Here is a 21,670-nt window from a genome sequence, read left to right as displayed (position 1 = left end):
CGGGCCCGTCAGTGGCGCCTCGTCACCGATCGACGCGCGTGATCGCGGGAGTCTCGTACGTGCCGTCGAGCACCTCGGCCTCGGGCTCGTACATGCGCAGCACGGGGCGGAAGTCGCCTGCGGGTGCGGGGAGCCAGTTCGCGAGGGCCGCGGCATCCGTCGGTGCCTCGTGGCTGATCGTGATGACCAGCGACCCGTCGGGCTCGAAGACGATGCCGGGCGTGCGGTCGCCGATCGAGTACCGGTCGATCGGGTTGGCCACCATGAAGAAGTTCGGCACGTCGTACATGGTCAGCGACCAGAAGGCCCCGACCGGCGGAGTGGGGTTCAGGTGCAGCGTGTACGTGCGCGAGCCGGTGAGCTGCTCGCCGCGGTCGTCGACGTACGTCATGATGTACGCCGCCTCGTAGGCGTGGTTGCCCCAGAGTCCGCCGGCCGCGGCCGCCGCGCGCTCGACGATGCGCATCTTCGGGTCCGTGATCTTGAAGCCGGGGTCGTCGAGGGCGCCGACCCGGAAGTAGTCGAGGTTGTAGTCGAACGCGTGGAACGTCAACTTCCATCCGTTGACCACGGGGCTGGTGCCGCCCGAGTGGAGCACCTTCTGCAGAACCTCCTGGCCGCGGGCGTATGCCGCGGTGAGCGCCTCGGCGACCTGCGCGTCGGCGGTTGCGACGGAGTGCTCGGGGTCGTTGATTCCGAGCGGTGCGAGACTCTGCTGCAGCGGCCGGTCGCGCTCGGCGCCGGGGAACGCCCGGCTCCACAGGCGCAGCTTGTCGAAGAAGACGAGCGCCTCGGAATCGGATGCCTCGGGCTGCGGGATGCCCGCGGGCTCGGCGTCCGGATCGAGCGGCGTGAGCGTCGTGGCGTCCTGCAGCGCCGTCACCACGGCGAGGTCGTCGTCGCCGCTGCACGCCCAACGTCCGACGATGGAGGCGACCCGGGTCGGGAACTCGATCACGGTCGCACCGGCCGGCGCATCGCCTGCCCACCCCGGCGGCACGAGCAGGAAGTCGCCGGCGGCCGTGCCGGTGGCGCGGTGGCCGACATAGGCGAAGTTGTTCGTCCACGCGTCGACGAACTGCAGCACGTAGTAGCGGCCGGCGGTGTCGGGCACGTGCAGGTGCAACGCGCCGACGCTCAGATCGAGCTGCGCCATCGAGTAGACCGTGTCGTTGTTGATGGTGACGAAGGTGTCGGCCGGCCCGGCCATCGTGCGGGCGTGGCTGAACGCATTGAACGGGGCCGCTGGGTTCGCGCCGATGCCCTCGTGCACGTACCGCAGCACCTGGTCGAGGTTGAAGACGAGCGGGAACCCGTACAGGTACGCCTCCGTCGCCAGGGCGGTGAGGTCGGTGCTGGTCTGTTCGGCGTCGGTCATGTGCGAATCCGATCGTTCGGGTACGGGCAGTCCTTCCAGACTAGCTTTTGCCCGATGCATCTCGGCGGAGCCATGGCGGCCGGCGAGAGCGGGGCGACCGAGAGGAATCCTCCTGAAGCACGAAACGAGAAAAGCGCCCGACGACGGGGCGCTTCTTCTCGGTTCAGTGGACCCAGGGGGATTCGAACCCCCGACCTTCTCATTGCGAACGAGACGCGCTACCAACTGCGCCATGGGCCCGAGCGAGTACGAGCCTATCATCTCCGAAAGGGTGGTTCAGACCACCGGATGCCGCGGCTCAGCCCGCCTGACGGCGTCGACGCAGCACCGCATCGAGGTCGTCGAACCGACGCTGCGGCGACCCGACGACACCCATGCCCGCGTAGGGGCTGACGGGCTCGGCCACCTGCTGCTCGGGCTCGGCCTGCGCGGGCACGGATGCCGCGGGCGCGATGGTCGGAACCGGCGTCGAGATCTCGTCGATGCGCTTGGCGCGCTCCGCCTCCTGCGCGAGACGCTGGAGCTCTGCGGCGGCCTCGATCGAGGCCATCGCCGTCGCCGCGATCGTTCCACGCGAGAGCGTCAGCGGCCGAGGCAGCGGCTGCGGCACCCAGCCCTCGGGCGCGGTCTCGGCTTCGGCGAGCTCGACCGGTTCGAACGTCTGGGCGACGGTCGGCGCCGCGGTGCGGACCGCCGGCCGCGCGACCCGTGCACGTGCCAGCACGACGAGGGCGCCGAACGCGGCGAGCACCAGGGCGCCGCCCGCGATCGTCACGGCGACCGCGGCCGTGGACGACGCGAACGCAAGCATCACGGCACCGACGAGTGCGGTGACGAGCCCGACGAGCAGGCCCAGCGAGCACAGTGCGCGGCGTCGGCGCAGCATCCGCGCGGTGAGCTTCGCGGGCGCCGTGCCAGGCGCGGATGCGGACGCACTCGGACGTTCGACGTTCGCGACCGCTTCGGCCGCGGCATCCGCCCGCATCTGAGCCTTGACCTCCGCCTGCGCGGTGCGACGCTCGGCGATCGCGAGTCGTTCACTCGCCTGCGCACTCAGCCGCGCGGCACGCTCCTGCTCGTGCAGCACCCGCTGCTGCGCTGCGACCTGCCTCGCCGTCGCCTCGAGCACGACGGGTTCGGGGGTCTCGGCCGTCTCGGCGAGGATGCGCAGCGTCTGCTGCAGCCGCACCGCATTGCGCTCGGTCGCCATGTACTGGCGACGACGCAGCCAGATGGGCATGAGGTACGCGAGCCACAATGCCGCAGCCACAGCTACGAGCAGCCCCCCGCCGATCACGCCCATGCGTCAACGCTAGGACACGCGGCACGGATGGGACGACGCGGGGCGGGCGTGTCAGCGATCGGACACCCGCAGCGGCTGGGCAGCGGCGGCGCGGTCCTCGGGGTGCACCCGGGCGGCCTCCGCCGGAGCGCGGCCGTCGCGCCAGCGCCGGAGCACTCCCCCGGGCACCTCCTCGGCGACGAGGGCGAACGCGAAGTGATCGCACCAGGCGCCGTCGATGTGGATGAACCGACGCCGGAGCCCCTCGTAGCGGAAGCCGAGCTTCTCGACCACGCGCAGCGACGGACCGTTCTCGGGTCGGATGCAGATCTCGATGCGGTGCAGGCGCAGCGTGCGGAAGCAATGGTCGGTCGCGAGCGCGACCGCCGTCGGCGTGATGCCCCGGCCGGCGGCGCTCTGGGCGACCCAGTAGCCGATAGAGGCCGATGAGAGCGAGCCGTGCGTGATCGACGACACGTTCAGCTGGCCGACGATCTCGCCGTCGACCTCGATGAGGAAGGGCAGGGCCGTGCCGTTGCGCGCATGCGCGAGCAGGTTGCGGATGCTCGCCCGCGCATCGATGACGGTGCCGCCACCGGGATAGGTCGCCTCCCAGCGCCGGAGCCAGGCCCGGTTCTCGAGCAGGACCCGCTCGAGCTGCTTGGCGTCGCGCACGCGGATGGGGCGCACGATGAGGTCACCGTCGCGCAGGGTCGGGATCCCGGCGGCGGACATGCTCAGTCGCGTCCGAGTCCGGCGACGTACTCGGTCAGCCAGGGCTTGAGCTCGGGGCCGAGGTCGTCGCGGTCGGCCGCCAACTGGATGACGGCCTTGATGTAGTCCAGCTTGTCGCCGGTGTCGTACCGGCGCCCGCGGAAGATCACGCCGTACACGCCGCCGGTGCCCTCGACGTCGGCGGCCATCTCCATGAGCGCGTCGGTGAGCTGGATCTCGCCGCCCTTGCCCGGCTCGGTGTGCTCGAGCACGTCGAACACCTCGGGCTTCAGCACGTAGCGCCCGATGACCGCGTAGTTGGAGGGCGCGTCCTCTTTCGCGGGCTTCTCGACGAGACCGGTGATGCGCACGACATCGTCTTCGTCGGTCGTCTCGACCGCCGCGGCGCCGTAGAGGTGGATGCTGTCGGGGTCGACCTCGAGCAGCGCGACGATCGACGCGTCGCGGGCGATCTGCTCCTCGAGCATGCGCGCGAGCAGCACGTCGCGGGCGTCGATGATGTCGTCGCCGAGCAGCACGGCGAACGGCTCGCGACCGACGTGCATCTTCGCGCGCAGCACCGCGTGGCCGAGGCCCAGCGGGTCGCCCTGGCGCACGTAGTGCATGTCGGCGAGGTCGGTCGACTCGTTGACCTTGGCCAGCTTGACGGTGTCGCCCTTGCGCTCGAGGGTGGCCTCGAGCTCGCCGACGCGGTCGAAGTGGTTCTCGAGCGCGTTCTTGTTGCGGCCGGTGACCATGAGCACGTCGGTGAGACCGGCGTTCACGGCCTCTTCGACCACGTACTGGATCGCGGGCTTGTCGACGACGGGGAGCATCTCCTTCGGCATCGCCTTGGTCGCCGGGAGGAATCGGGTTCCGAGGCCGGCGGCCGGAATCACAGCCTTCGTGATGCGTTCAGTCATGCGCCTCAGCGTAACCGGACGAGCGGCGACGTGCAGACCGGCGGGTTCCGGGCGCGCCTTAGGATGAATGCCATGTCCGACGATCCGTCCGTCCAGAAGCGGATTCTGCGCGCCGAACTCCGCGAGCGTCGCCAGAACATGCCGGACCACGAGCGGCGGCTCGCGACCGAGGGCTTCACCGCACGGCTCGAGGAGCTCGTCGGCTCCACCGAGGCGACCTCGCTCTCCTGCTACCTCTCGATGCCGAGCGAGCCCGACACCCGGCCGTTCGTCGAGTGGGCCGAGGCCCGAGGCATCCGCGTGCTGTTCCCGGTCACCCGTGAAGACGGCCTGCTCGACTGGACCATCGGCGAGAGCGAAGACGAGATCCTGGGGCTGCACGGCACGCCGGAGGCGGTCGGCGAACTGCTCGGCCCGATGGCCATCAACGACGTCGACCTGATCCTCGTACCCGCCGCCGCGATCGACTCGACGGGCATGCGATTGGGCTGGGGCCGGGGCTATTTCGACAAGACCCTCGGTTCGATGGGAAAATGTCCCCCGGTGTACGCCGTGGTGTTCGACAGCGAGTTCGTCGAAGAGGTTCCACGCGAGGTGCACGACCAGCCGGTGAACGGCGTCGTGACCCCGACGCGCATCCACGCGTTCTAGCAGCGATGCACCCCCGAACCGAAAGAGCTCCATGCCAACCTATTCCTACCGTTGCACCGTGTGCGACAACGCCTTCGACATCCACCAGGCCTTCACCGACGACACGCTCACGACCTGCGAGGCCTGCGGCGAGCCCCTCCGCAAGCTCTTCAACACGATCGGCGTGACCTTCAACGGATCGGGCTTCTACCGCACCGACTCGCGCGCCGGCGGCTCGGGCGGCGGCCCGAAGGGCGGCTCGGGCGGCAGCTCCCCCTCGTCGAACCCGGCATCGTCGTCATCGTCGGGCTCGTCCTCGGGCTCGTCCTCCGGCTCTTCGTCATCGGGCTCGTCTTCGAGCGGTTCCGCCGCTAGCGTGGCCTAGGTCGGGCCGACCCGCGGCCCGGGGTGGGAGAAGCAGCATGCTGCGCGGATTCAGGGACTTCATCACACGGGGCAACGTCATCGACCTCGCGGTCGCGGTCGTCATCGGCGCCGCGTTCACCGCGGTCGTCAACTCGATCGTCGCCGACCTGATCGACCCGCTCATCGGGTTGCTGTTCAACGCCGACAGCCTCGAGAGCGCCATGGCGCTGACCGTGCCCGGCACGGATGCCACGTTCCGCTTCGGCGCCGTGCTCTCCGCGGTGATCACGTTCCTGATCGTCGCTGCGGTGGTCTACCTCGTGTTCGTCCTGCCGATGAACACCTACCGCGATCGACGGGCCAAGGCGGCTGCGGCGGGCGAACCGGTCGACGAGGCCGCGCCCACCGAGACCGAGCTGCTCACGCAGATCCGCGACCTGCTCGCCGAGGCGTCGTCGAGCACGTCGGGCGGCGGTCACTCCAAGCACTGATCCGAACGCACCGACGCGAGCGGATGCCGCGGGCCGGCGCTTCGGCGGGCGCGTCGAGCCCACCCGCGGCCGGTGCCGTTCAACCCCAGTGCGGCGGCTTCTCGCGGGTGAGGCGTTCGTCGTCGGGGCGCGCAGGACCGCGCGGGGCCTCGTCGTCGGACCCGGTCTCGCGGCCGGGCACGGGCGCCTCGGGCGACGGGTCTGTTCCGGGAGCAGGGGTCAGTCGTGCGCGACGCGACCGGCCTGCGGCCCGCTCGACGCGCTGACGACCGTGCCCGGCGCCCTCGTCGTGCGGGGGCTCGACGTCGGGATGTTCGGAGTCGGAAGGTCCGTCGTTCATTCGGCCGGGGCATCCGCGGGCAGCACGGGCGGCTTGCCGAGCAGCGTCGCGACCCGGTCGGCGACCGCCTCGGGGTTGCCGAACAGCTCGAAGCTGTGCACGCGCAGGTAGTGCCAGCCGAGCCGGCGCAGCACGTCGGGCCGCAGGCGCAGCGACTCGCGCAGGCTGTAGCCCGTGAGCACCTCGTCGGTCTCCACCACGACGGCCTTGCCCGCGTTCGCGGCGGCGAGCGCCAGGCGCCCGCGGTGGCCGGGTGAGACGCGGATGCCGCGGCGTTCGAGTCGTGCGGCGAGGTCGTCGAGCATCGACGACCCGCTCGAGCCGTTCGCCCCCTCGGCGGCGCGTTCCTCGGTCTGGCTGAGGATGCTCGCGAGCGCCAGCACGCCGTGCGACTGGCGGTCGGCGTCGATGTCGTCGGGGCGGAACGCCGAGACCAGGTCCATCGAACGCCGCGCACGCGTCATGCCGACCGCGAGCAGGCGATCGCCGCCCGGTTCGCCGAGCGAGCCGAAGTTCGACAGGAGTCGGCCGTGCGGGGTGCGACCGTATCCGACCGAGAAGATCACGCGGTCGCGGCTCTGCGCGACGGACTGCTCGAGCGTGAGCACCGTGAACGGCTCCGCCCGGTCCTTCAGGATGAAGTCCGAGAGGTCCGTGCGCTTGGCGAACGCGGCGAGCACCGCCTGGTGCACCCTGGCGGCGTGACGCGTGCTGGCCGTGATGACCATGAGCGATTCGCGCGGTCGCTTCACGGCATGCTCCATGACGAGCTCGACGACCTTCGCGACCTCGGAGTCGATCGACTCGACCGTGCCGGTGACCTGGTCGGGCAGTCCGTTGCCGCGCACGTAGTGCAGGCCGAGGCTGCCGTGCCCGAGGAAGCTGCCGGCCCACGGCAGCGACTCGATGCGGCCGCCGTAGAAGCGCCGGTTCACGAGCTCGGCGAGGTCCTCGCCGCCCGCGCGGTAGCTGCGCGTGAGCGTCATGGTCGGCAGCAGCTCGCCGAGGCGCGCGAGCGCGGAGTCGGCGTGCAGCGCGTCGACGCCGTCGACCTCGGCATCTGCGTCGGTCGCGGCATCCGTGACATCGGGGTCGTCGAGTCCGGTCTCGAACAGCGTCGGCGTCTGCGTGACGGGGTCGCCGAAGGCCACGACCTGCCTGGCGCGCTTGATGGCGCCGAGGTTCTCGGCCATGGTCGTCGAGCCGGCGTCGACGAGCACGACCGTGTCGAACGTGATCGACGGGTCGATGGCGGCGACGTCGTAGGGCGAGGCGAGCCAGATCGGCGCGAGCGCGCGGAAGAGGTGCGGGGTGTCGCGCTGCAGCGAGCGGCCGTCGACGCGGTCGGCGCGCAGCATGCGCTTCAGCCGTTCGGCCTCGTCGGGGTGGTCGACGAGCGCGACCTTCCAGTTCTCGCCGAGGTGCCAGGCGAGCTGCGGGCCCGCCGATGAGGCGTGCGCCTCGTCGACGAGCCGGAAGTCGCCCTCGAGCCGGTCGAGGAGCGCGGTGTCGGCGCCGAGGAGTGCGGTGTCGGTCGCGAGCATCTGCTCGAGCACAGACTGCCACCACGCGAGCTCGAGTTCGGATGCCACGACGTGCTCGGGCACGTGCCGCTTGGCCAGGTCGACGAGCAGCGGGTCGAGCCCGAGGTCGCGCAGGCTCGCGAGCAGCGCCGTGCGCTCCTGCAGGTTGGCGAGCACCTCGGACTCCGCGGCGAGGCCCGTGAGCATCGTCGTGAGGTCGCGCACGGGTCGGGCCGCAAGGCGTCGAGCGGTTCCGGTCAGCCCGAGCGGGGCATCGAGCACGGCGAGGTCGCCCTCGACCGATCGGTAGGCCACGTGCACGTCGTCGAGCCCGACCGGGACGGCGGGGATCGACCCGGCCTCGGAGTAGCGCTGCCAGAGCGTGCGCTGCTGCTGGATGCCGCGCAGGGCGGCGTTCAGGTCGGTGACGTGCACGCCGGGGCGCACGTACTCGAGTGCGTGGCGGCGGAGCCTGCGGCGGTTCGCGCCCGACATGCCGGGAGAGTCGCGCCGGGGCGCCGTCGCCGAGATGAGTTCGCCGAGCGGCCGGTCGAAGACCGACGGGCGGAACTTGTCGAGCGTCTCGCGCACGTCGAGGAGGAGTCGCAGGAACACGCCGAGTTCGGCCACCGACTCGAAGGTGCGCAGCCGTGTCTGCCCGATGAGCGTGCGCCCGCGGTCGATGAGGCGCGGCACGTCGGTTGCGCTCAGGCGCTTGGCCAGGTCGTGGGCGGTCGTCGCCTCTTCGGAGGAGGTGAACGAGGCGCCGTACCAGGGCGAGTCTCCCGGCCCGTACTTGAACTCGCCGAGCGCGGCGGCGCGCACGAGGTCGCGGGACACGGCCTCGCGGCCGTCGGCGAGCGCCGTGAGCGAGACGTGGCCGAGCCGTGCGGTGGTCGACGGCGCCTGCGGCAGGAGTGCGAGGCGGGCGAGTTCGCCGAGTGCGTCGAGCACCGCGACGTGCAGCGCCGGATCGCGGCGCGTGAGCGCGGCGCGGTAGTCGACGAGCGCCTTGCGGAGGCGCACGAGCGCATCGTCGACGTCGGCGACCCGCGGCCGCTCGACCTTCTCGTTGCGCGAGATCGACGAGATGAGATCGCGGCGGAGGGCCGCGGTCGTGACTGCTGCACCGCCGAGGCCCACCTGGCCGAGCCGGTGGGCGATGCCGTCGAGGCTGGCGCGCCGCGCGCCCACCACGAGCACGCGCTGGTCCTTCGCGACGAGGGACCCCACGGCGTTGACGATGGTCTGCGTGCCGCCCGTGCCGGGGAGCGTCTTCACGACCATCGAGGTGCCGGCCTCGATCTCGGCTATCACGCGCTCCTGCTCGGGATCGGCGTCGAGCAGCAGGGTGTCGGTCGAGGGCGGACGCTCGTCCTGCGGCACCGGACGCGCCCGCTGGCCGGAGTCGGTGAACCGCGCCTTGGCCGTCGGGTTTCCGGCGATGGCGTCGATGAGGGGGTGCTCGAGGTTCGCGGCATCCACGGCCATCGAGGGCCCGACCTCGGCGAACGAGGAGACGACGAGACGCGGAGCGACCTGGAACCACGGCAGGTGGCTGGTGAGTCCGCGCAGCCGGTCGATGACCGGTTGCGGCTTGAAGACGCCGTTCGTGATGGCGAGCGCGACGAACGCCTCGGCGTCCAGCGTGATCTGGAACTGCTGCCGCAGTTCGCGCGCGAGCGCCGGGTTGAGGAAGGGCTGCCCCTTGAGCTTCAGCTCGAAGTCGCGCCCGTAACGCCGGATCGCGAGGGGCCGCAACAGCACCGGGGCGAGGAACTCCTCGCCGCCGTTGCGCCAGGACGCGAGCCCGATCGCGAGGTGCACCGACTCGATGCCGCGCACCGACCGGAGCTCCACGCCCTTCTGGGTGATCTGCGCGGCGGCGAGCTTGGCGTTGCGCAGCGCGAGCTCGTCGCGGATGAGGCTCGACAGCAGCGTCGAGCGGCCGGTGATGAATTGCGGCAGCCCGCCGGGGTGGGTCGTCGAGAGCTCGATGCGCGTGCGCGGCGTGTCGACGAAGCGCGCGAGGGGCGATCGCCCGCCGACGCGCTCCAGCTCGCGCTGCCACCGGTGCCACGCTGGCTCGGCGACATTGCCCGCGACGAGGTCGGGGTCGCCGAGGCTCAGGCTGTGCGGGCTCGTGAGGTTCTGACTCGTGAGGTTCTGGGGCATGGCTTCCGGGGTGAGTGCTTCGGCCGCGGCATCCGACTGGTCATCGAGACCGCGGGCACGGCGGTCGCGCGCGCTGAGGAGCACATCCTCTTCTTCGTTCCGATCGAGCCGCCGCACACGGACACGATAAGGCCCGAACGGCCGTTTCGTGGGATGCAGCGCCGTCGGATGCCGGTTCAGATACCCCATGGGTATCGTGCTAGCCTCGCTGCGCTGGTACACAGAGCCGGCCGAGCACCGAGCGACCCGAAGGAGCCATCAGGCATGCAGGAGATCACCCCCGCCGAGGTCGAGGCGCTCGACGCCCCCGTGATCCTCGACGTGCGCGAACCGCACGAGCTCGAGCAGGCCCGCATCGAGGGGGCCCTGCACATCCCGCTCGGCGAGCTCGTCGCGCGCATCGACGAGGTGCCCCGCGACACGACCGTCTACACGCTCTGCCATGTCGGCGGGCGCAGCGCGCAGGCCACCGCCTACCTCGAGAGCCTCGGCATCGACGCCGTGAACATCTCGGGCGGCATCCTCGAGTGGCACCGGCAGGGCCTCCCGCTCACGCGCGGCGGGGAATGATGCGCGAGGCGTCGGCATGACGAGCGAGGCGGATGCCGCGCAGCGGCGCATCCTCAACCGGTTGAAGCGCGCTCGGGGTCAGCTCAACGCCGTCATCGACGCGGTGGAGTCCGGCGCGGACTGCCGCACGGTCGTCACGCAGCTCTCGGCGGTCTCGAGCGCGCTCGACAAGGCGGGCTTCGCGATCATCTCCACGGCGATGCGCGACTGCCTCGCCGAGCAGGTCGCCGAAGGCGACGCCCACGAGGCATCCGGCACCGCGAAGGACCGCCTCACGGTCGACGAGCTCGAGCGGCTGTTCCTCACGCTCTCCTGAGGCGCGCCGGTCGAGTAGCGAAGCGTTTCGAGCCCCGAGCGCAATCAGCCTCGATACGGCGCCGAGGCGCATGGCTACCCGACCGACGCGGCCGCTCAGCCCGCCGTCTGCAGCTCCAGGCCGTGGGCGAGCGCGACGCCCTCGTTCGTGAGTCGGCCGGCCGTCGCGTTCAGCCCCTTCGCCAGCGCGGGATCCGCGGCGAGGGCGGCCTGCCAGCCGAGGTCGGCGATGCGCACGGCGTACGGGAGCGTCGCGTTCGTGAGCGCCGGCGTCGAGGTCGCGGGCACCGCGCCCGGCATGTTCGCCACGCAGTAGAAGATGGCGTCGTGCACGCGGAAGGTCGGATCGGCGTGCGTGGTCGGGTGCGAGCCCTCGAAGCATCCGCCCTGGTCGATGGCGATGTCCACGAGCACGGAGCCGGGCCTCATCTCGGCGACCATCCGGTCGGTCACGACCTTCGGCGCCGCGGCACCGGGCACGAGCACGGCGCCGATCACGAGGTCGGCGTCCTTCAGCTGGCGGGCGATCTCGTACGGGGACGACGCGAGCGTGTGGATGCGGTGGTCGTAGCGGGCGTCGAGCTCGCGCAGCTTCGGCAGCGAGATGTCGAACACGGTGACGTCGGCCCCGAGGCCGAGCGCGGTCGCCGCAGCCTGCTCGCCGGCGACGCCGCCGCCGACCACGACGACCTTCGCGGGCGAGGTGCCCGGCACGCCGGCCAGCAGCACACCGCGTCCGCCCTTCGAGGCGAGCAGCTCGGCCGCGCCGACCTGGGGCGCGAGCCGGCCGGCCACCTCGCTCATGGGCGTGAGCAGCGGCAGCGAGCGGTCGGGCAGTTGCACCGTCTCGTAGGCGATCGCCGTGACGCCGGAGTCGAGGATCGCGCGCGTGAGCGGCAGGTCCGCGGCGAGGTGCAGGTAGGTGAACAGCGTCAGGTCTTCGCGGAGGAAGCCGTACTCGGCCTCGATGGGCTCCTTGACCTTCAGCACGAGTTCGGCCGACCAGGCCTCGGCGGCCGTCGCGGCGATCTCGGCCCCGGCCTCGAGGTACTCGGCGTCGGTGAAGCCGGCTCCGGCGCCCGCACCGGCTTGGATCGCGACGCGGTGCCCGCGCTGCACGAGCGTGTGCACGCCTGCGGGGGTCATCGCGACGCGGAATTCGTTGTTCTTGATCTCAGCGGGTACGCCGATGTACATGAGGTGCTCCGAACGAAAGTTGGTGTGTTCCCCAATCGTCGCCCTTTATTCGCCTTCACGGAAGAACCTCCGCATGGAATTCGGTAGACTCGCGACATCCGTTGCAATTGTTCGAGAGGATGCCGCGACATGGCCGATGCGCCGCAGATCAGCGAGACGAGGGCGAACGGCCCTGCACCGTCGAGCGGCCCCGCCGTGCTCGACGAGCTCGACCGGGCCATCATCGCCAGGCTGCACGAGAACGCCCGCATCCCGAACATCGACCTCGCGCGGGCCGTCGGCGTCTCGGCCTCGACATGCCTCGCCCGGGTCCGGTCGCTCCGCGAACGCGGGGTCATCGTGCGCTACACCGCCGAGATCGACCCCGTCGCGCTCGGCTTCACGCTGCAGGCCCTCGTGAGCGTGCGCATCCGGCCGGGCGCGAGGCACCTCATGGAGCAGATCTCAGACGAGCTGCGCCGCGAGCCCGAGGTCGCCCAGCTCTTCTTCCTCGGCGGCACTGAAGACTTCCTCATCCACGTGCGGGTGCGCGACAGCGATCACGTGCGCCAGTTCGTGCTCGAGAACCTCTCGGCCAATCCCGCGGTCGCACTCACCGAGACGAACCTCGTGTTCGAGCACCACACGGCGCTGTCGGCGGGGTTGCGCGCCGTCATCTGAGGCGCCGCGCCCCTGGCCGGCCGCGGGCCGTCAGCGCACCGGCAGGATCTGCGACAGATCGAGTCCGTCGGGCGACTCGAGCTGCTCGTACGTGCACGACGCGGCATCCCGGTCGGTGCGCCACCGCTTGAACTGGGCCGTGTGGCGAATTCGGTCGCCCTCCATCTGGCTGTACCCGACCTCGACGACGAGCTCGGGCCGCAGCGGCACGAACGAGAGGTTCTTGCCGGCCGACCAACGGCTCACCGCGCCGGGCATGCGCGACCCCTGATGCGCCTCGGGGTCGGCCCATTCGCCCCACGGATGCCGCGACGGGTCGGTCTCGATGTACGGCTCGAGCTCGGCGACGAGGCTCGCCCGCCGCGCCATCGGAAAGGACGCCGCGACGCCGACATGGTGCAGCCTCCCCTCGCCGTCGTAGAGCCCGAGCAGCAGGGAACCGACGATGCCGCCGGTCTTGTGCCAGCGGAAGCCCGCGACGACGCAGTCGGCCGTGCGCTCGTGCTTGACCTTGAACATCGCGCGCTTGTCGGGCTGGTAGGTGCCGTCGAGCGGCTTGGCCACGACGCCGTCGAGCCCGGCCCCCTCGAACCGCGTGAACCACTCCCGCGCCTCGTCGAGGTCGGCCGTCGCCGGGGTGACGAACACCGGGTCGGATGCCGCGGCGAGCGCGGACTCGAGCCGTCGACGCCGCTCGCCGAACGGCTGCTGCGTCAGGTCCTCGTCGCCGAGCGCGAGCACGTCGAACGCCACGAACGACACCGGCGTCTGCTCGGCGAGCAGCTTCACCCGCGACGCGGCCGGGTGGATGCGCTGCTGCAGGGCGTCGAAGTCGAGGCGGCCCTCCCGCACGAGGATGATCTCGCCGTCGACCACGCACCGCTCGGGCAGGTTCTCGCGCAGGGCCTCGACGAGCTCGGGGAAGTACCTGGTCATCGGCTTCTCGTTGCGGCTGCCGAGCTCGATCTCGTCGCCGTCGCGGAACACGATCGTGCGGAAGCCGTCCCACTTGGGTTCCGTGTGACCGAGATCGGGGATCTCCTTCACGGCCTTCGAGAGCATGGGAGCGATGGGCGGCATCACCGGGAGGTCCATCCGACCATCATGCTCCGGGTGCGCCGACCGGCGCATCCCCGCCGGCGCATCCGTAACACTCCGCCCGGGTCGGGACAAGCCCCACGCGAAGTTCGGGTTGGTGGCGTATGGTCTATCTCGGTCGCCCCCGACGACGTGGCCGACCGGAACGAGGAACCACACCATGCACGACCACATCACCGCCGATCCACGCGCCCGCACCATGCTGCCCGGCCGGGGCCTTCCGCCCATCGGGCTCCCGCCCATCGGGCTCCCGCCCATCGGAACCTGGTGGACGCTGCTCGACCGGGGCCTGCAGCGCGAGATCCTCGCCGCCCCGGCCGCTCCCCTGCGCCCGTTCGTGGCCCGCCGGGTCTTCGAGATCTGCGGACTCGACGTCGGGACGGCACCCGCCGGTCTGAAGCTCGGCGCGAACGAGCGCGCCTACATCGCCGGATGGGCGCACGCCGTCGACTGGACCTGAGTCCGGGTCAGCTGCCCGCCCGCACCAGGGGCAGGAACACCTCGTCGACGATCGCGACGATCTCCTCGTCGGAGATCGGCTTCATCGTCATGAGCAACTGGTGGCGGAACAGGTCGAACGGCAGCGCGGCGACCCGGGGCGTCAGGCCCGCGGGGTCGATCTCCCCTCGCACGATCGCCCGCTCGACGATCGTGTCCATCGCGCTGACCGGCCGGTCGCCGAGCATGCCGGACCTGAGGTCGGCGAAGCTCGCCCCGGTGTCGGCGAAGTACGAGCCGACGAGCACGCTGATGACGGGGATGATGGGCGCACGCGCCGCGTTGGACCGCCGCAGCAGCTCGATGACGTCGTCACGAAGCGACCCGGTGTCCGGGATCTCGATGCGCCCCTGACGCAAGCCGTGCTCCATCGCCGCGCGCACGAGCGACTGCCGATCGGGCCAGCGCCGGTAGAGCACCGGCCGGCTGGTCCTGGCCCGCTCGGCGACGGCCTCGATCGTGAACGCGTTGTAACCACCGTCGAGCAATTGCTCCCAGGCAGCGTCGAGGATCGCCTCCTCCAGTTCGCTTCCGCGGCGGCGACGCGTCGTCTCAAGATCCATTTGCGTATCTTATCGCGTGAGCGTATCGTGCTGTTTTAGATACATACGAGTATCTTATGAAGGGAAGCACGCCGTGTCCGAGTCATCCGCCGCCCGACCTGCGCAGAGCGCACCGAAGCCCGCCATCGACCGCGGGGTCATGACGACCGCGCTCGTGCTGGTCGTGGGCGGTCTCGCGGCCATCTTCGATTCGACGATCGTCAGCGTCGCGCTGCACACGCTCGCGACCGAACTGCATGCATCGGTCGCCACCATCCAGTGGGTGAGCACCGGCTACCTGCTCGCGCTCGGCGTCGCGATCCCCCTCGTCGGCTGGGCGCAGGCGCGCATCGGCGGCAAGCGGCTCTGGATGATCGCCCTCGCCGTCTTCGGCATCGGATCGATCGCGGCGAGCCTCGCCTGGAGTGCACCCAGCCTCATCGCCTTCCGCGTGATCCAGGGGCTCGGCGGCGGCATCATGCTCCCGCTCATGGCGACCCTCGTCATGCAGCAGGCGAAGGGCAAGGGGCTCGGCCGCATCATGGCGGTCGTGAGCCTGCCCGCGGCGCTCGGCCCGATCCTCGGCCCGGTGCTCGGCGGCGTCATCCTCACCTGGCTCGACTGGCGGTGGATGTTCTGGGTCAACGTGCCCTTCGTCGTGGTCGGGCTCGTGCTCGCGTGGAAGTTCCTGCCGGCCGACGGCCCGCGTACCCCGGTCAAGCTCGACCTCGTGGGCCTGCTGCTGCTCTCGCCCGGCCTCATCGGGGTGCTCTACGGCCTCTCGAACGTCGGCGCCGATGGCGGGTTCGCCCGCCCGGACGCCTGGGGACCGATGGCGGCCGGAGCGCTGCTCATCGCCGGCTTCGTCGTCTGGGCCCGACGTCGCGGCGGCGGCGCCCTCGTCGACGTCGCCCTGCTCGGGCGGCGGGCCGTGGCATCCGGCTCGACCGTGCTCTTCATCTCGGGGGCCTCGCTCTACGGCTCGATGCTGCTGCTCCCGCTCTACTTCCAGTCGGTGCGCGGGTTCGAGCCGCTCGTCGCGGGCCTGCTCCTGATCCCGCAGGGCGTCGGCGCGCTCCTCAGCCGCACGCTCGCGGGGCGACTCACCGACAGCGTCGGCGCCCGGGCCGTGACGATCGGCGGATTCCTCGTGCTCGGCCTCGCGACGGTCCCACTGGCCCTCGCCGACACCACGACGAACCTCTGGTGGCTGATGGCGGTGCTCGTCGTGCGCGGCCTCGGCCTCGGGGCCGTCATGATCCCCGTGATGACGGTCGCCTTCGTCGGCCTCGACCGCGCAGAGGTGCCGCACGCGAGCATCATCACGCGACTCGCGCAGCAGATCGGCGGCGCGTTCGGCACCGCGATCCTCGCGGTGATCCTCGAGACCTCCATCGCCGCGGCGACCTCACCGGCCGACGTCGCCGCGGCCTTCGACACCGCCTTCTGGTGGGCGATCGGCTTCACGGTCGTCGCGATGGGCGTCGCACTGTGGCTGCCAGGGCGGGCTCAGGTCGAGCGGCCCGAGCCCGAGCCTGTGGCGGATGCCGCGGCCGACGAGTCTCGTTCCGAGGTCGGGGCCTGAGGCGGGCCGGCCGCGATGCACGCATGGCGAGAAACTGTGCCCCCGGCAGGATTCGAACCTGCGCTTCCGACTTAGGAGGTCGGCACTCTATCCCCTGAGTTACGGGGGCGGCTTGAAGAGTCTACTGACTTCTCGCGATGGCTCGTTTCGGTCGGAGATCGGCATGCCGCGCGGCTCACGGCGACGCAGGCGTGGCGTGCACACAACCCGGCGGATTCGAGTTGCCGCTCAGCGCGAAGTCCTCGCAGGTCAGGAAGCGCGCCTGGTTCAGGCCGAGCACGAAACTGGCGATCGCGATGACGACGAGGGCCATGATGCCGATCGAGGCGGCGCGGCGGGAGAGACCCGCGCCGAGGTCGGGCCAGAAGATGCCCGCGAGCACCCAGAGCGTCAGCGGCATGCCCACGAGCGCCACGGCGATGCCCAGCAGGTCGAGGAACCGGATCACCGCGTTGTCGCCCGAATCGTCGAGGAACGACAGCACGAGCCAGAGCGACGGCACCGCGAGGGCGATCAGGCGCCAGACGCGGTGACGGAACGGCTTCGGCTGGAAGGCGACCACGAAGAACGCCGCCGTCGCCGCGACCCACACCATGAGGATCTGGTCGAAGAAGAGTTCGCCCCACGCGCCGAGGGTGAACGCCGGCCACCAGATCGACAGGCTCGCACCCACGATCACGAGGCCGTGCAGCGGCCTCGGGCCCTTCACCGCCCTGCTCGCATCGCCCTGCGCACCCATCGCGCCTCCTCGGGAGCCATTGTGCCGATGCCACGGCCGGCAGCGGCGACGGCACGCGGCACCGTCCGGTGGATCGGTCCGCGATAGCCTGTCCGACGGCGTTCCGCGCACCAGCCCCGCAGATCCGGCACGCACCACGACGAATACGCCACGACGAAACGGAGCACCATGAGCGACGGCACGAGATTCTGGGTCGGCGCGTCGACGATCGGCGCGCTCGGTTCACCGGCACGCGGCATCCGCCCGCTCGACGTCGCACCCGACGGCACCTCGACGCTCGGCGAGCCCGTCGAGGTCGGCGAGAACCCGATGTTCCTCGCGGTCTCCCCCATCGGAGTCCTCGGCATCGTGCACGAGCTCGCCGAGGGCCGGCTCTCGACGTGGACGGTCGACGGCGACGCCGTTCACCCGTTCGGGCCTGCCGGCCGCACCGACGCCGGCGACCCGTGCCACGTCGCGTTCGACGCGACCGGCGACTGGGCGTTCGCCGCCAACTACTCGGGCGGCCGGGTCACGGCCCATGCAGTGCGAGCGGATGCCGCGACCGACGCCCTGCTCAGCGCCGCGTTCACCGGCTCGGGGCCCGACCTCGCACGACAGGAGTCCCCGCACCCGCATCAGGTCGTGCTCGACGCCGCAAGGTCGCGTCTGCTCGTTCCCGACCTCGGATCCGACCGCGTCCGCGTCATCGGCCTCGACGCCCTCCCCGAGGCACTCGGACGCGACGCCGGCGAGGCGGCCGACATCGTGATCCACGCGGGCGCCGGCCCCCGCCACCTCGTGATCGCCGGCGATCTCGCCGTCGTCGCGAACGAGCTCGACCGCACCGCGAGCATCGTCGACCTCGTCGAGGGGCGCGAGCTCGCGTGGTTCCCGATCGACGAGCGCGTGGAGCCCCGCGGCCTCGGGCTCTCGGCGATCCGGCTCACGTCGGCGGGCACCGTGCTCGTCGGCGATCGCGACGCCGACGCCCTCGTCGCGCTGCGGTTCGACGCCGATGCCCGCACGCTCGAACGCATCGCGTCGGTTCCGACCGGGGGGCGGCATCCGCGAGACCTGCACGTCACGCACGACGAGCGCCACGCGCTCGTGGCCGATCAGGCGTCGGACACCATCGCCGTGATCGCGCTCGACTCGGGCGTGCCGGTCGGCGTCGTCGCGACGCTGTCGACGCCGGCGCCCGCATGCCTCGCACGCCTGCCGTGATGCGGCACGGGGCGACGGTGCGGCGCGGCTCGCGCCCGGCTCGCCGGCAACGTCAGTTGTAGCCGAGCACCACGATCGCGGAGGTCGTCGGCGAGAGCTCGTCGACGAACGCGATCTCCTCGAGTCGTGCTTCGTTCGATGGCGGCATCTCGAAGGGCTGCGTCATCGCGGTCACCTGCCTCTGCGTGGGGCCTCTGCTTCTGAGGAATGGCACCAACGCTACGGGAGACGCCCGCCCCGGTCATTGTCCGTGCCGTCCAACTTCGCACGGGTGTTTCGCCGCTTCGGCACAATCGGCACGATGCCGGCCGAACCGGTCGGCATGCGGGAGCCGATCCGAACGCTCAGGCGGGCGGGTAGAGGTACAGCGCACTCCCGGCGGGGATGGTGCGCTGGTGATACGAGTGGTCGGAGTTCTGGTTGTACTCCTCGATGTTCACGGTGCCGTCGCCGTTGACCGACTGCACGTACGCGACGTGGTTGTACGGGAACCACGCCACGGCCCCGACGACCGGCACGTCGCTGGTCGGCCAGCCGTGCGAGACCCACTCGTCGGCCCAGGCGTAGGCGCTGCCCGAGGCGAGGTTCGACCAGTCCCACTTCCATGGGGCGCTGGTCACGCCGGCGTCGCGGTTGAGGCGCCACGCCACGAAGTCGACGCATTCGCGGTAGTAGTACTTCAGGGGCGAGAGCCCGCCGCCGAAGTCATCGGGGATCTGGTCCCACCAGGGGTAGTCGTCGCCCTCGGCCTTGACCGTGTAGATCGCGTAGGCGCCCGAGCCGCGTGAGGCCAGTTCGGCCGCCCATGCGGCCTGCGCCTCCTCTTCGGCGGAACGTGCGGCCTCGTCGATCTCGGCCTTGGTCGTGACCGAGTAGGCGTCGGTCGACAACGGTGCGCCGGAGGCCTGCGCCGGGACGTCGATGGCCTGCGCCTCGGCCACGGCGAAGCTGAACGCACCCGAGGGCTGGAACAGGTCGCCGCCGGGCATGAACGCGTAGGCGGGCATCGCGACGGTGCCGACGATGGCCGGAACCACGAGCACGGTCGCGAACACGCGCAGCGGGCCGACACGACGCACCGTGGCCGGTGCACGGGTCGCGCTCGTCGCCGCGGGAGCGGCATCGGGGTTCTGCCTGATCGGTGCCGGAGCCGCCCCGCGCCGACGAGAACGGCCGGACGCGCCTTCGCGGACGCGTGACTGCCGAGGGGATGCCGATCGTCGCGAATTCGCGGACTCGGCCGCGCGCCGCTGCGAGCGCGATCGCTGCTCGGCGTTCTCACCTTCGTGCAAAGTCGATCCTCCGGACACCGTTCGAGGCCGCGTTCAGGCCAGGTTCGGGTGACGTGCGTCGTCGCATCGGCCGGGTCGTCCGGCGACTCGATCCACCATAGGGCAAGCGAACGGCGAAGTCACCCCGGCACGGCCGAGGTTCGGGCACGCACGGCGATCGGGGTCGGAGGCCCCTCGGGGTCAGGCGACGTTCGCGAGGTACTCGTCCCACTGCGGCAGCGGGCGCTCGAAGCCCCGCACGACCCAGCTGCGGCCGTGCGGCATGCGCGGGGTGAAGCGCAGCTCCCAGCCCATCTCGGCGGGCGTGTGATCGCTCTTCAGGTTGTTGCAGCGCAGGCAGCAGGCGACGAGGTTCTCCCACGTGTCGCGTCCGCCGCGCGATCGCGGCAGCACGTGGTCGATGGTCGCCGCCGAGCGCCCGCAGTACGCGCACCGGTGCTCGTCGCGCCGCAGCACCCCTCGCCGGCTCACGGGCACCGCGTGCACGCGTGGCGTGCGAACGTAGCGGGTGAGCACGATCACGCTCGGTCTCTGCCACGATCCGCTCGCGGCGCAGACGGGGTTGCCCTCGTCATGCTGGATGACGGTCGCCTTCTGGTTCATGACCAGGAGGAGTGCCCGCTTGAAGGAGACGACGGCGAGGGGTTCGTAGCCCGCGTTCAGCACGAGTGTGCGCATGGAGTGCCTTTCGATCGGGGCTGGATGGCTTCCAGCCGCGTGAACGGATCGACGCTCCGGCGACGCACTGGTCGCGTGAAGCCATGGAGGGGGCGGATGCCGCGGGCCGACGTCGAACCGGCCGGAGAACGCAGAACGGGCACCGTCATGAAGACAGTGCCCGTCGAAGGTTCGGCTCGGCTGGTGATCGGCTGACTGCTGCGCCGTTGGGAGAACGCGCGCCGTTGGTGCGTCGCGCGCGGTTGGTGGTACCCACGCCGGTGGTGGAATTGCGCGCGCGCATCCGTGGAATGGATGCTGCACGTGCGAACCATCGGCGTCCCCTCGCCCGGATCTCGGATCGTCAGGGCTACAGGTTACGGCATGAACGACGCGCCGAGGCATCCCGGCGCGTCGTTCACAGCTCGTGTCACGTGATGTTCACGTCTCAGATGCCGATGCGGACGATGGTGTAGCTGCTCGTCCAGATCGGCTGCACGCGAACCGAGGCGCCTTCGTACGGCGCGTGCAGGATCATGCCGTTGCCGGCGTAGAAGCCGTCGTGGCCGTCCATGATCACGAGGTCGCCCGGCTGTGCGTCGGCCTCGGAGATGACCGTGCCCATGGCGCCCTGCCCCGCGGAGGAATGGGGCATGCCGACGCCGAACTGGGCGTAGACGTACATGACGAAGCCCGAGCAGTCGAAGCCGGCGGGCGTGGCACCGCCATAGACGTAGGGCGTGCCGATGTACTGCGTCGCGACGTTGTACACGCTCGCGAGGTCGAAGCTCGGGTACGGCGGGTTCGCGAGGAAGTCGCCCACCGAGGGGCCGGAGTACGACGCGGCGTACGAGGTCATCTCGGCCTCGGCGGCGACGCGGGCGGCCTCTGCGGCGGCCGCGGCCTCCTCCTGGCGCTTCGCCTCGGCGGCGGCCTCGATCTCGACGGCCGTCACGGCCTCGAACCCGTCCTTCGTGACGGGCGCGGCGATCACGTCATCGGCGACCTCGACGGACTGGGCCTGCGCGTTGGTGAGTTCGGTCTCGGCGCTGGTGCCGAACTGCGGCTGGTTGCTGCCGGGTGCGAACGCATAGGCCGGGATGGCGAGCGTGCCCACGATGCCGGCCGCGAGGGTCATGACCGCGACGTTGGCGACCGCGCCGCGTCGGAGCGGCCTGGTCGAGGCGAGCGGCTTGGCCGCCGCCGCGTCGACGGCGGGCGCGACCGCTCGTTCGCGGGTCTTGCGTGCGGCCGCCTTCGGGGCGTTCCTCTTGAGCTGTGCGTTGGGACGACGGGGGGTGAATCGAGCCAAATCGGGTTCCTCCACCGCCCCACGGAAACCTGCTCCGTCCCACCTGGTGCGCTCGAGGCGCGTCTTCGTCCTGGGCCGGGCGGTGGGTGCTGAGAGGCGATCCCGGTCCTGGTCCGGCGACCGGCTTCGTGCCGTCGGACTCGACCGAGGATACGTGAGGATGCGACGAATGTCACA

The 21,670-nt window shown here is 71.0% G+C and carries 22 protein-coding genes and 2 tRNA genes; 9 read left to right on the top strand and 15 right to left on the bottom strand.

What is annotated here, in order from left to right; genetic code table 11:
• Positions 1–22 precede the first annotated feature (22 nt).
• The 5 genes from AC3IPY_RS06430 to galU all read right to left on the bottom strand — a co-directional run bounded on the left by AC3IPY_RS06430 (position 23) and on the right by galU (position 4,297).
• On the bottom strand, positions 23–1,378 hold the full coding sequence (locus AC3IPY_RS06430; protein ID WP_489187479.1) for a DUF1254 domain-containing protein: 1,356 nt from the start codon (positions 1,376–1,378) through the stop codon (positions 23–25).
• A 167-nt stretch (positions 1,379–1,545) separates the two neighbouring features.
• Positions 1,546–1,618 (bottom strand) — tRNA-Ala (locus AC3IPY_RS06425).
• A gap of 58 nt (positions 1,619–1,676) precedes the next feature.
• Positions 1,677–2,681 carry a hypothetical protein gene (locus AC3IPY_RS06420; protein WP_489187477.1) on the bottom strand — a complete coding sequence of 335 codons (1,005 nt, stop codon included), beginning with the start codon at positions 2,679–2,681 and terminating at the stop codon, positions 1,677–1,679.
• A gap of 51 nt (positions 2,682–2,732) precedes the next feature.
• Positions 2,733–3,395: a GNAT family N-acetyltransferase gene (locus tag AC3IPY_RS06415; protein WP_489187475.1), complete on the bottom strand. Its 663-nt coding sequence runs from the start codon at positions 3,393–3,395 to the stop codon at positions 2,733–2,735.
• A 2-nt stretch (positions 3,396–3,397) separates the two neighbouring features.
• Positions 3,398–4,297, bottom strand: coding sequence for a UTP--glucose-1-phosphate uridylyltransferase GalU (gene galU / locus AC3IPY_RS06410; RefSeq protein WP_489187473.1), 900 nt, complete (start codon positions 4,295–4,297; stop codon positions 3,398–3,400).
• Positions 4,298–4,369: 72 nt separating this feature from the next.
• Here galU and AC3IPY_RS06405 point away from each other — a divergent pair, with 72 nt between their 5' ends.
• Genes AC3IPY_RS06405 through mscL form a run of 3 tightly spaced genes read left to right on the top strand, consistent with a single transcriptional unit; the run spans position 4,370 to position 5,784 of the window.
• Entirely contained in the window at positions 4,370–4,948 is a 579-nt protein-coding gene (locus AC3IPY_RS06405; RefSeq protein ID WP_489187471.1) for a 5-formyltetrahydrofolate cyclo-ligase, read from the top strand.
• A 58-nt stretch (positions 4,949–5,006) separates the two neighbouring features.
• The gene (locus AC3IPY_RS06400) at positions 5,007–5,312 is read left to right on the top strand and encodes an FmdB family zinc ribbon protein (RefSeq protein ID WP_489187469.1); all 306 of its coding nucleotides are present in this window, start codon (positions 5,007–5,009) and stop codon (positions 5,310–5,312) included.
• A 37-nt stretch (positions 5,313–5,349) separates the two neighbouring features.
• Positions 5,350–5,784: a large conductance mechanosensitive channel protein MscL gene (gene mscL / locus AC3IPY_RS06395; RefSeq protein WP_489187467.1), complete on the top strand. Its 435-nt coding sequence runs from the start codon at positions 5,350–5,352 to the stop codon at positions 5,782–5,784.
• A 79-nt stretch (positions 5,785–5,863) separates the two neighbouring features.
• On the opposite strand, the gene AC3IPY_RS06390 is transcribed toward mscL, so the two are convergent.
• Positions 5,864–6,124 (bottom strand): hypothetical protein, encoded by a 261-nt coding sequence (locus tag AC3IPY_RS06390; RefSeq protein ID WP_489187465.1) that lies wholly within the window; start codon positions 6,122–6,124, stop codon positions 5,864–5,866.
• On the bottom strand, positions 6,121–9,822 hold the full coding sequence (locus tag AC3IPY_RS06385) for an AAA family ATPase (protein WP_489188259.1): 3,702 nt from the start codon (positions 9,820–9,822) through the stop codon (positions 6,121–6,123). The genes AC3IPY_RS06390 and AC3IPY_RS06385 overlap by 4 nt, the downstream gene beginning before the upstream one ends.
• A gap of 264 nt (positions 9,823–10,086) precedes the next feature.
• Between AC3IPY_RS06385 and AC3IPY_RS06380 the strand changes: the two genes are divergently transcribed.
• The gene (locus AC3IPY_RS06380; RefSeq protein WP_489187463.1) at positions 10,087–10,392 is read left to right on the top strand and encodes a rhodanese-like domain-containing protein; all 306 of its coding nucleotides are present in this window, start codon (positions 10,087–10,089) and stop codon (positions 10,390–10,392) included.
• Between the two features lie 16 nt (positions 10,393–10,408).
• On the top strand, positions 10,409–10,708 hold the full coding sequence (locus tag AC3IPY_RS06375) for a metal-sensitive transcriptional regulator (protein WP_489187462.1): 300 nt from the start codon (positions 10,409–10,411) through the stop codon (positions 10,706–10,708).
• A 95-nt stretch (positions 10,709–10,803) separates the two neighbouring features.
• Here the strand turns inward: AC3IPY_RS06375 and ald are convergent, their stop codons facing one another.
• Positions 10,804–11,904: an alanine dehydrogenase gene (gene ald, locus AC3IPY_RS06370; protein WP_489187460.1), complete on the bottom strand. Its 1,101-nt coding sequence runs from the start codon at positions 11,902–11,904 to the stop codon at positions 10,804–10,806.
• A 129-nt stretch (positions 11,905–12,033) separates the two neighbouring features.
• On the opposite strand from ald, the gene AC3IPY_RS06365 reads away from it, so the two are divergent.
• A complete protein-coding gene (locus AC3IPY_RS06365) occupies positions 12,034–12,564 on the top strand; it encodes an Lrp/AsnC family transcriptional regulator (RefSeq protein ID WP_489187458.1) in 531 nt (176 codons plus the stop codon).
• 30 nt (positions 12,565–12,594) lie between these two features.
• Here AC3IPY_RS06365 and AC3IPY_RS06360 read toward each other — a convergent pair whose 3' ends face one another.
• Complete coding sequence (locus AC3IPY_RS06360) at positions 12,595–13,659, bottom strand: ATP-dependent DNA ligase (protein ID WP_489187456.1); 1,065 nt, start codon at positions 13,657–13,659, stop codon at positions 12,595–12,597.
• Between the two features lie 163 nt (positions 13,660–13,822).
• Here AC3IPY_RS06360 and AC3IPY_RS06355 point away from each other — a divergent pair, with 163 nt between their 5' ends.
• Positions 13,823–14,122 carry a hypothetical protein gene (locus AC3IPY_RS06355; RefSeq protein ID WP_489187454.1) on the top strand — a complete coding sequence of 100 codons (300 nt, stop codon included), beginning with the start codon at positions 13,823–13,825 and terminating at the stop codon, positions 14,120–14,122.
• 7 nt (positions 14,123–14,129) lie between these two features.
• Here the strand turns inward: AC3IPY_RS06355 and AC3IPY_RS06350 are convergent, their stop codons facing one another.
• A complete protein-coding gene (locus AC3IPY_RS06350) occupies positions 14,130–14,723 on the bottom strand; it encodes a TetR/AcrR family transcriptional regulator (RefSeq protein ID WP_489187452.1) in 594 nt (197 codons plus the stop codon).
• A gap of 73 nt (positions 14,724–14,796) precedes the next feature.
• On the opposite strand from AC3IPY_RS06350, the gene AC3IPY_RS06345 reads away from it, so the two are divergent.
• Positions 14,797–16,287 (top strand): MDR family MFS transporter, encoded by a 1,491-nt coding sequence (locus tag AC3IPY_RS06345; protein WP_489187450.1) that lies wholly within the window; start codon positions 14,797–14,799, stop codon positions 16,285–16,287.
• 37 nt (positions 16,288–16,324) lie between these two features.
• Here AC3IPY_RS06345 and AC3IPY_RS06340 read toward each other — a convergent pair.
• Both AC3IPY_RS06340 and AC3IPY_RS06335 read right to left on the bottom strand, forming a co-directional pair.
• A tRNA-Arg gene (locus AC3IPY_RS06340) sits at positions 16,325–16,396 on the bottom strand.
• Between the two features lie 66 nt (positions 16,397–16,462).
• On the bottom strand, positions 16,463–17,026 hold the full coding sequence (locus AC3IPY_RS06335; protein WP_489187448.1) for a hypothetical protein: 564 nt from the start codon (positions 17,024–17,026) through the stop codon (positions 16,463–16,465).
• A 168-nt stretch (positions 17,027–17,194) separates the two neighbouring features.
• On the opposite strand from AC3IPY_RS06335, the gene AC3IPY_RS06330 reads away from it, so the two are divergent.
• Positions 17,195–18,232 carry a lactonase family protein gene (locus AC3IPY_RS06330; RefSeq protein ID WP_489187446.1) on the top strand — a complete coding sequence of 346 codons (1,038 nt, stop codon included), beginning with the start codon at positions 17,195–17,197 and terminating at the stop codon, positions 18,230–18,232.
• A gap of 344 nt (positions 18,233–18,576) precedes the next feature.
• Here the strand turns inward: AC3IPY_RS06330 and AC3IPY_RS06325 are convergent, their stop codons facing one another.
• From AC3IPY_RS06325 to AC3IPY_RS06315, 3 genes are all read right to left on the bottom strand, one after another.
• A complete protein-coding gene (locus AC3IPY_RS06325; RefSeq protein WP_489187445.1) occupies positions 18,577–19,311 on the bottom strand; it encodes a CHAP domain-containing protein in 735 nt (244 codons plus the stop codon).
• Between the two features lie 393 nt (positions 19,312–19,704).
• Complete coding sequence (locus tag AC3IPY_RS06320; RefSeq protein WP_489187443.1) at positions 19,705–20,202, bottom strand: HNH endonuclease; 498 nt, start codon at positions 20,200–20,202, stop codon at positions 19,705–19,707.
• Between the two features lie 427 nt (positions 20,203–20,629).
• On the bottom strand, positions 20,630–21,493 hold the full coding sequence (locus AC3IPY_RS06315; protein ID WP_489187442.1) for a C40 family peptidase: 864 nt from the start codon (positions 21,491–21,493) through the stop codon (positions 20,630–20,632).
• Positions 21,494–21,670: the final 177 nt, after the last annotated feature.

The sequence above is a fragment of the Agromyces sp. GL_144 genome (assembly GCF_057834305.1).
The sequence above is the reverse complement of the archived record's forward strand: the minus strand, read 5'-3'. Positions and strand labels throughout refer to the sequence as shown.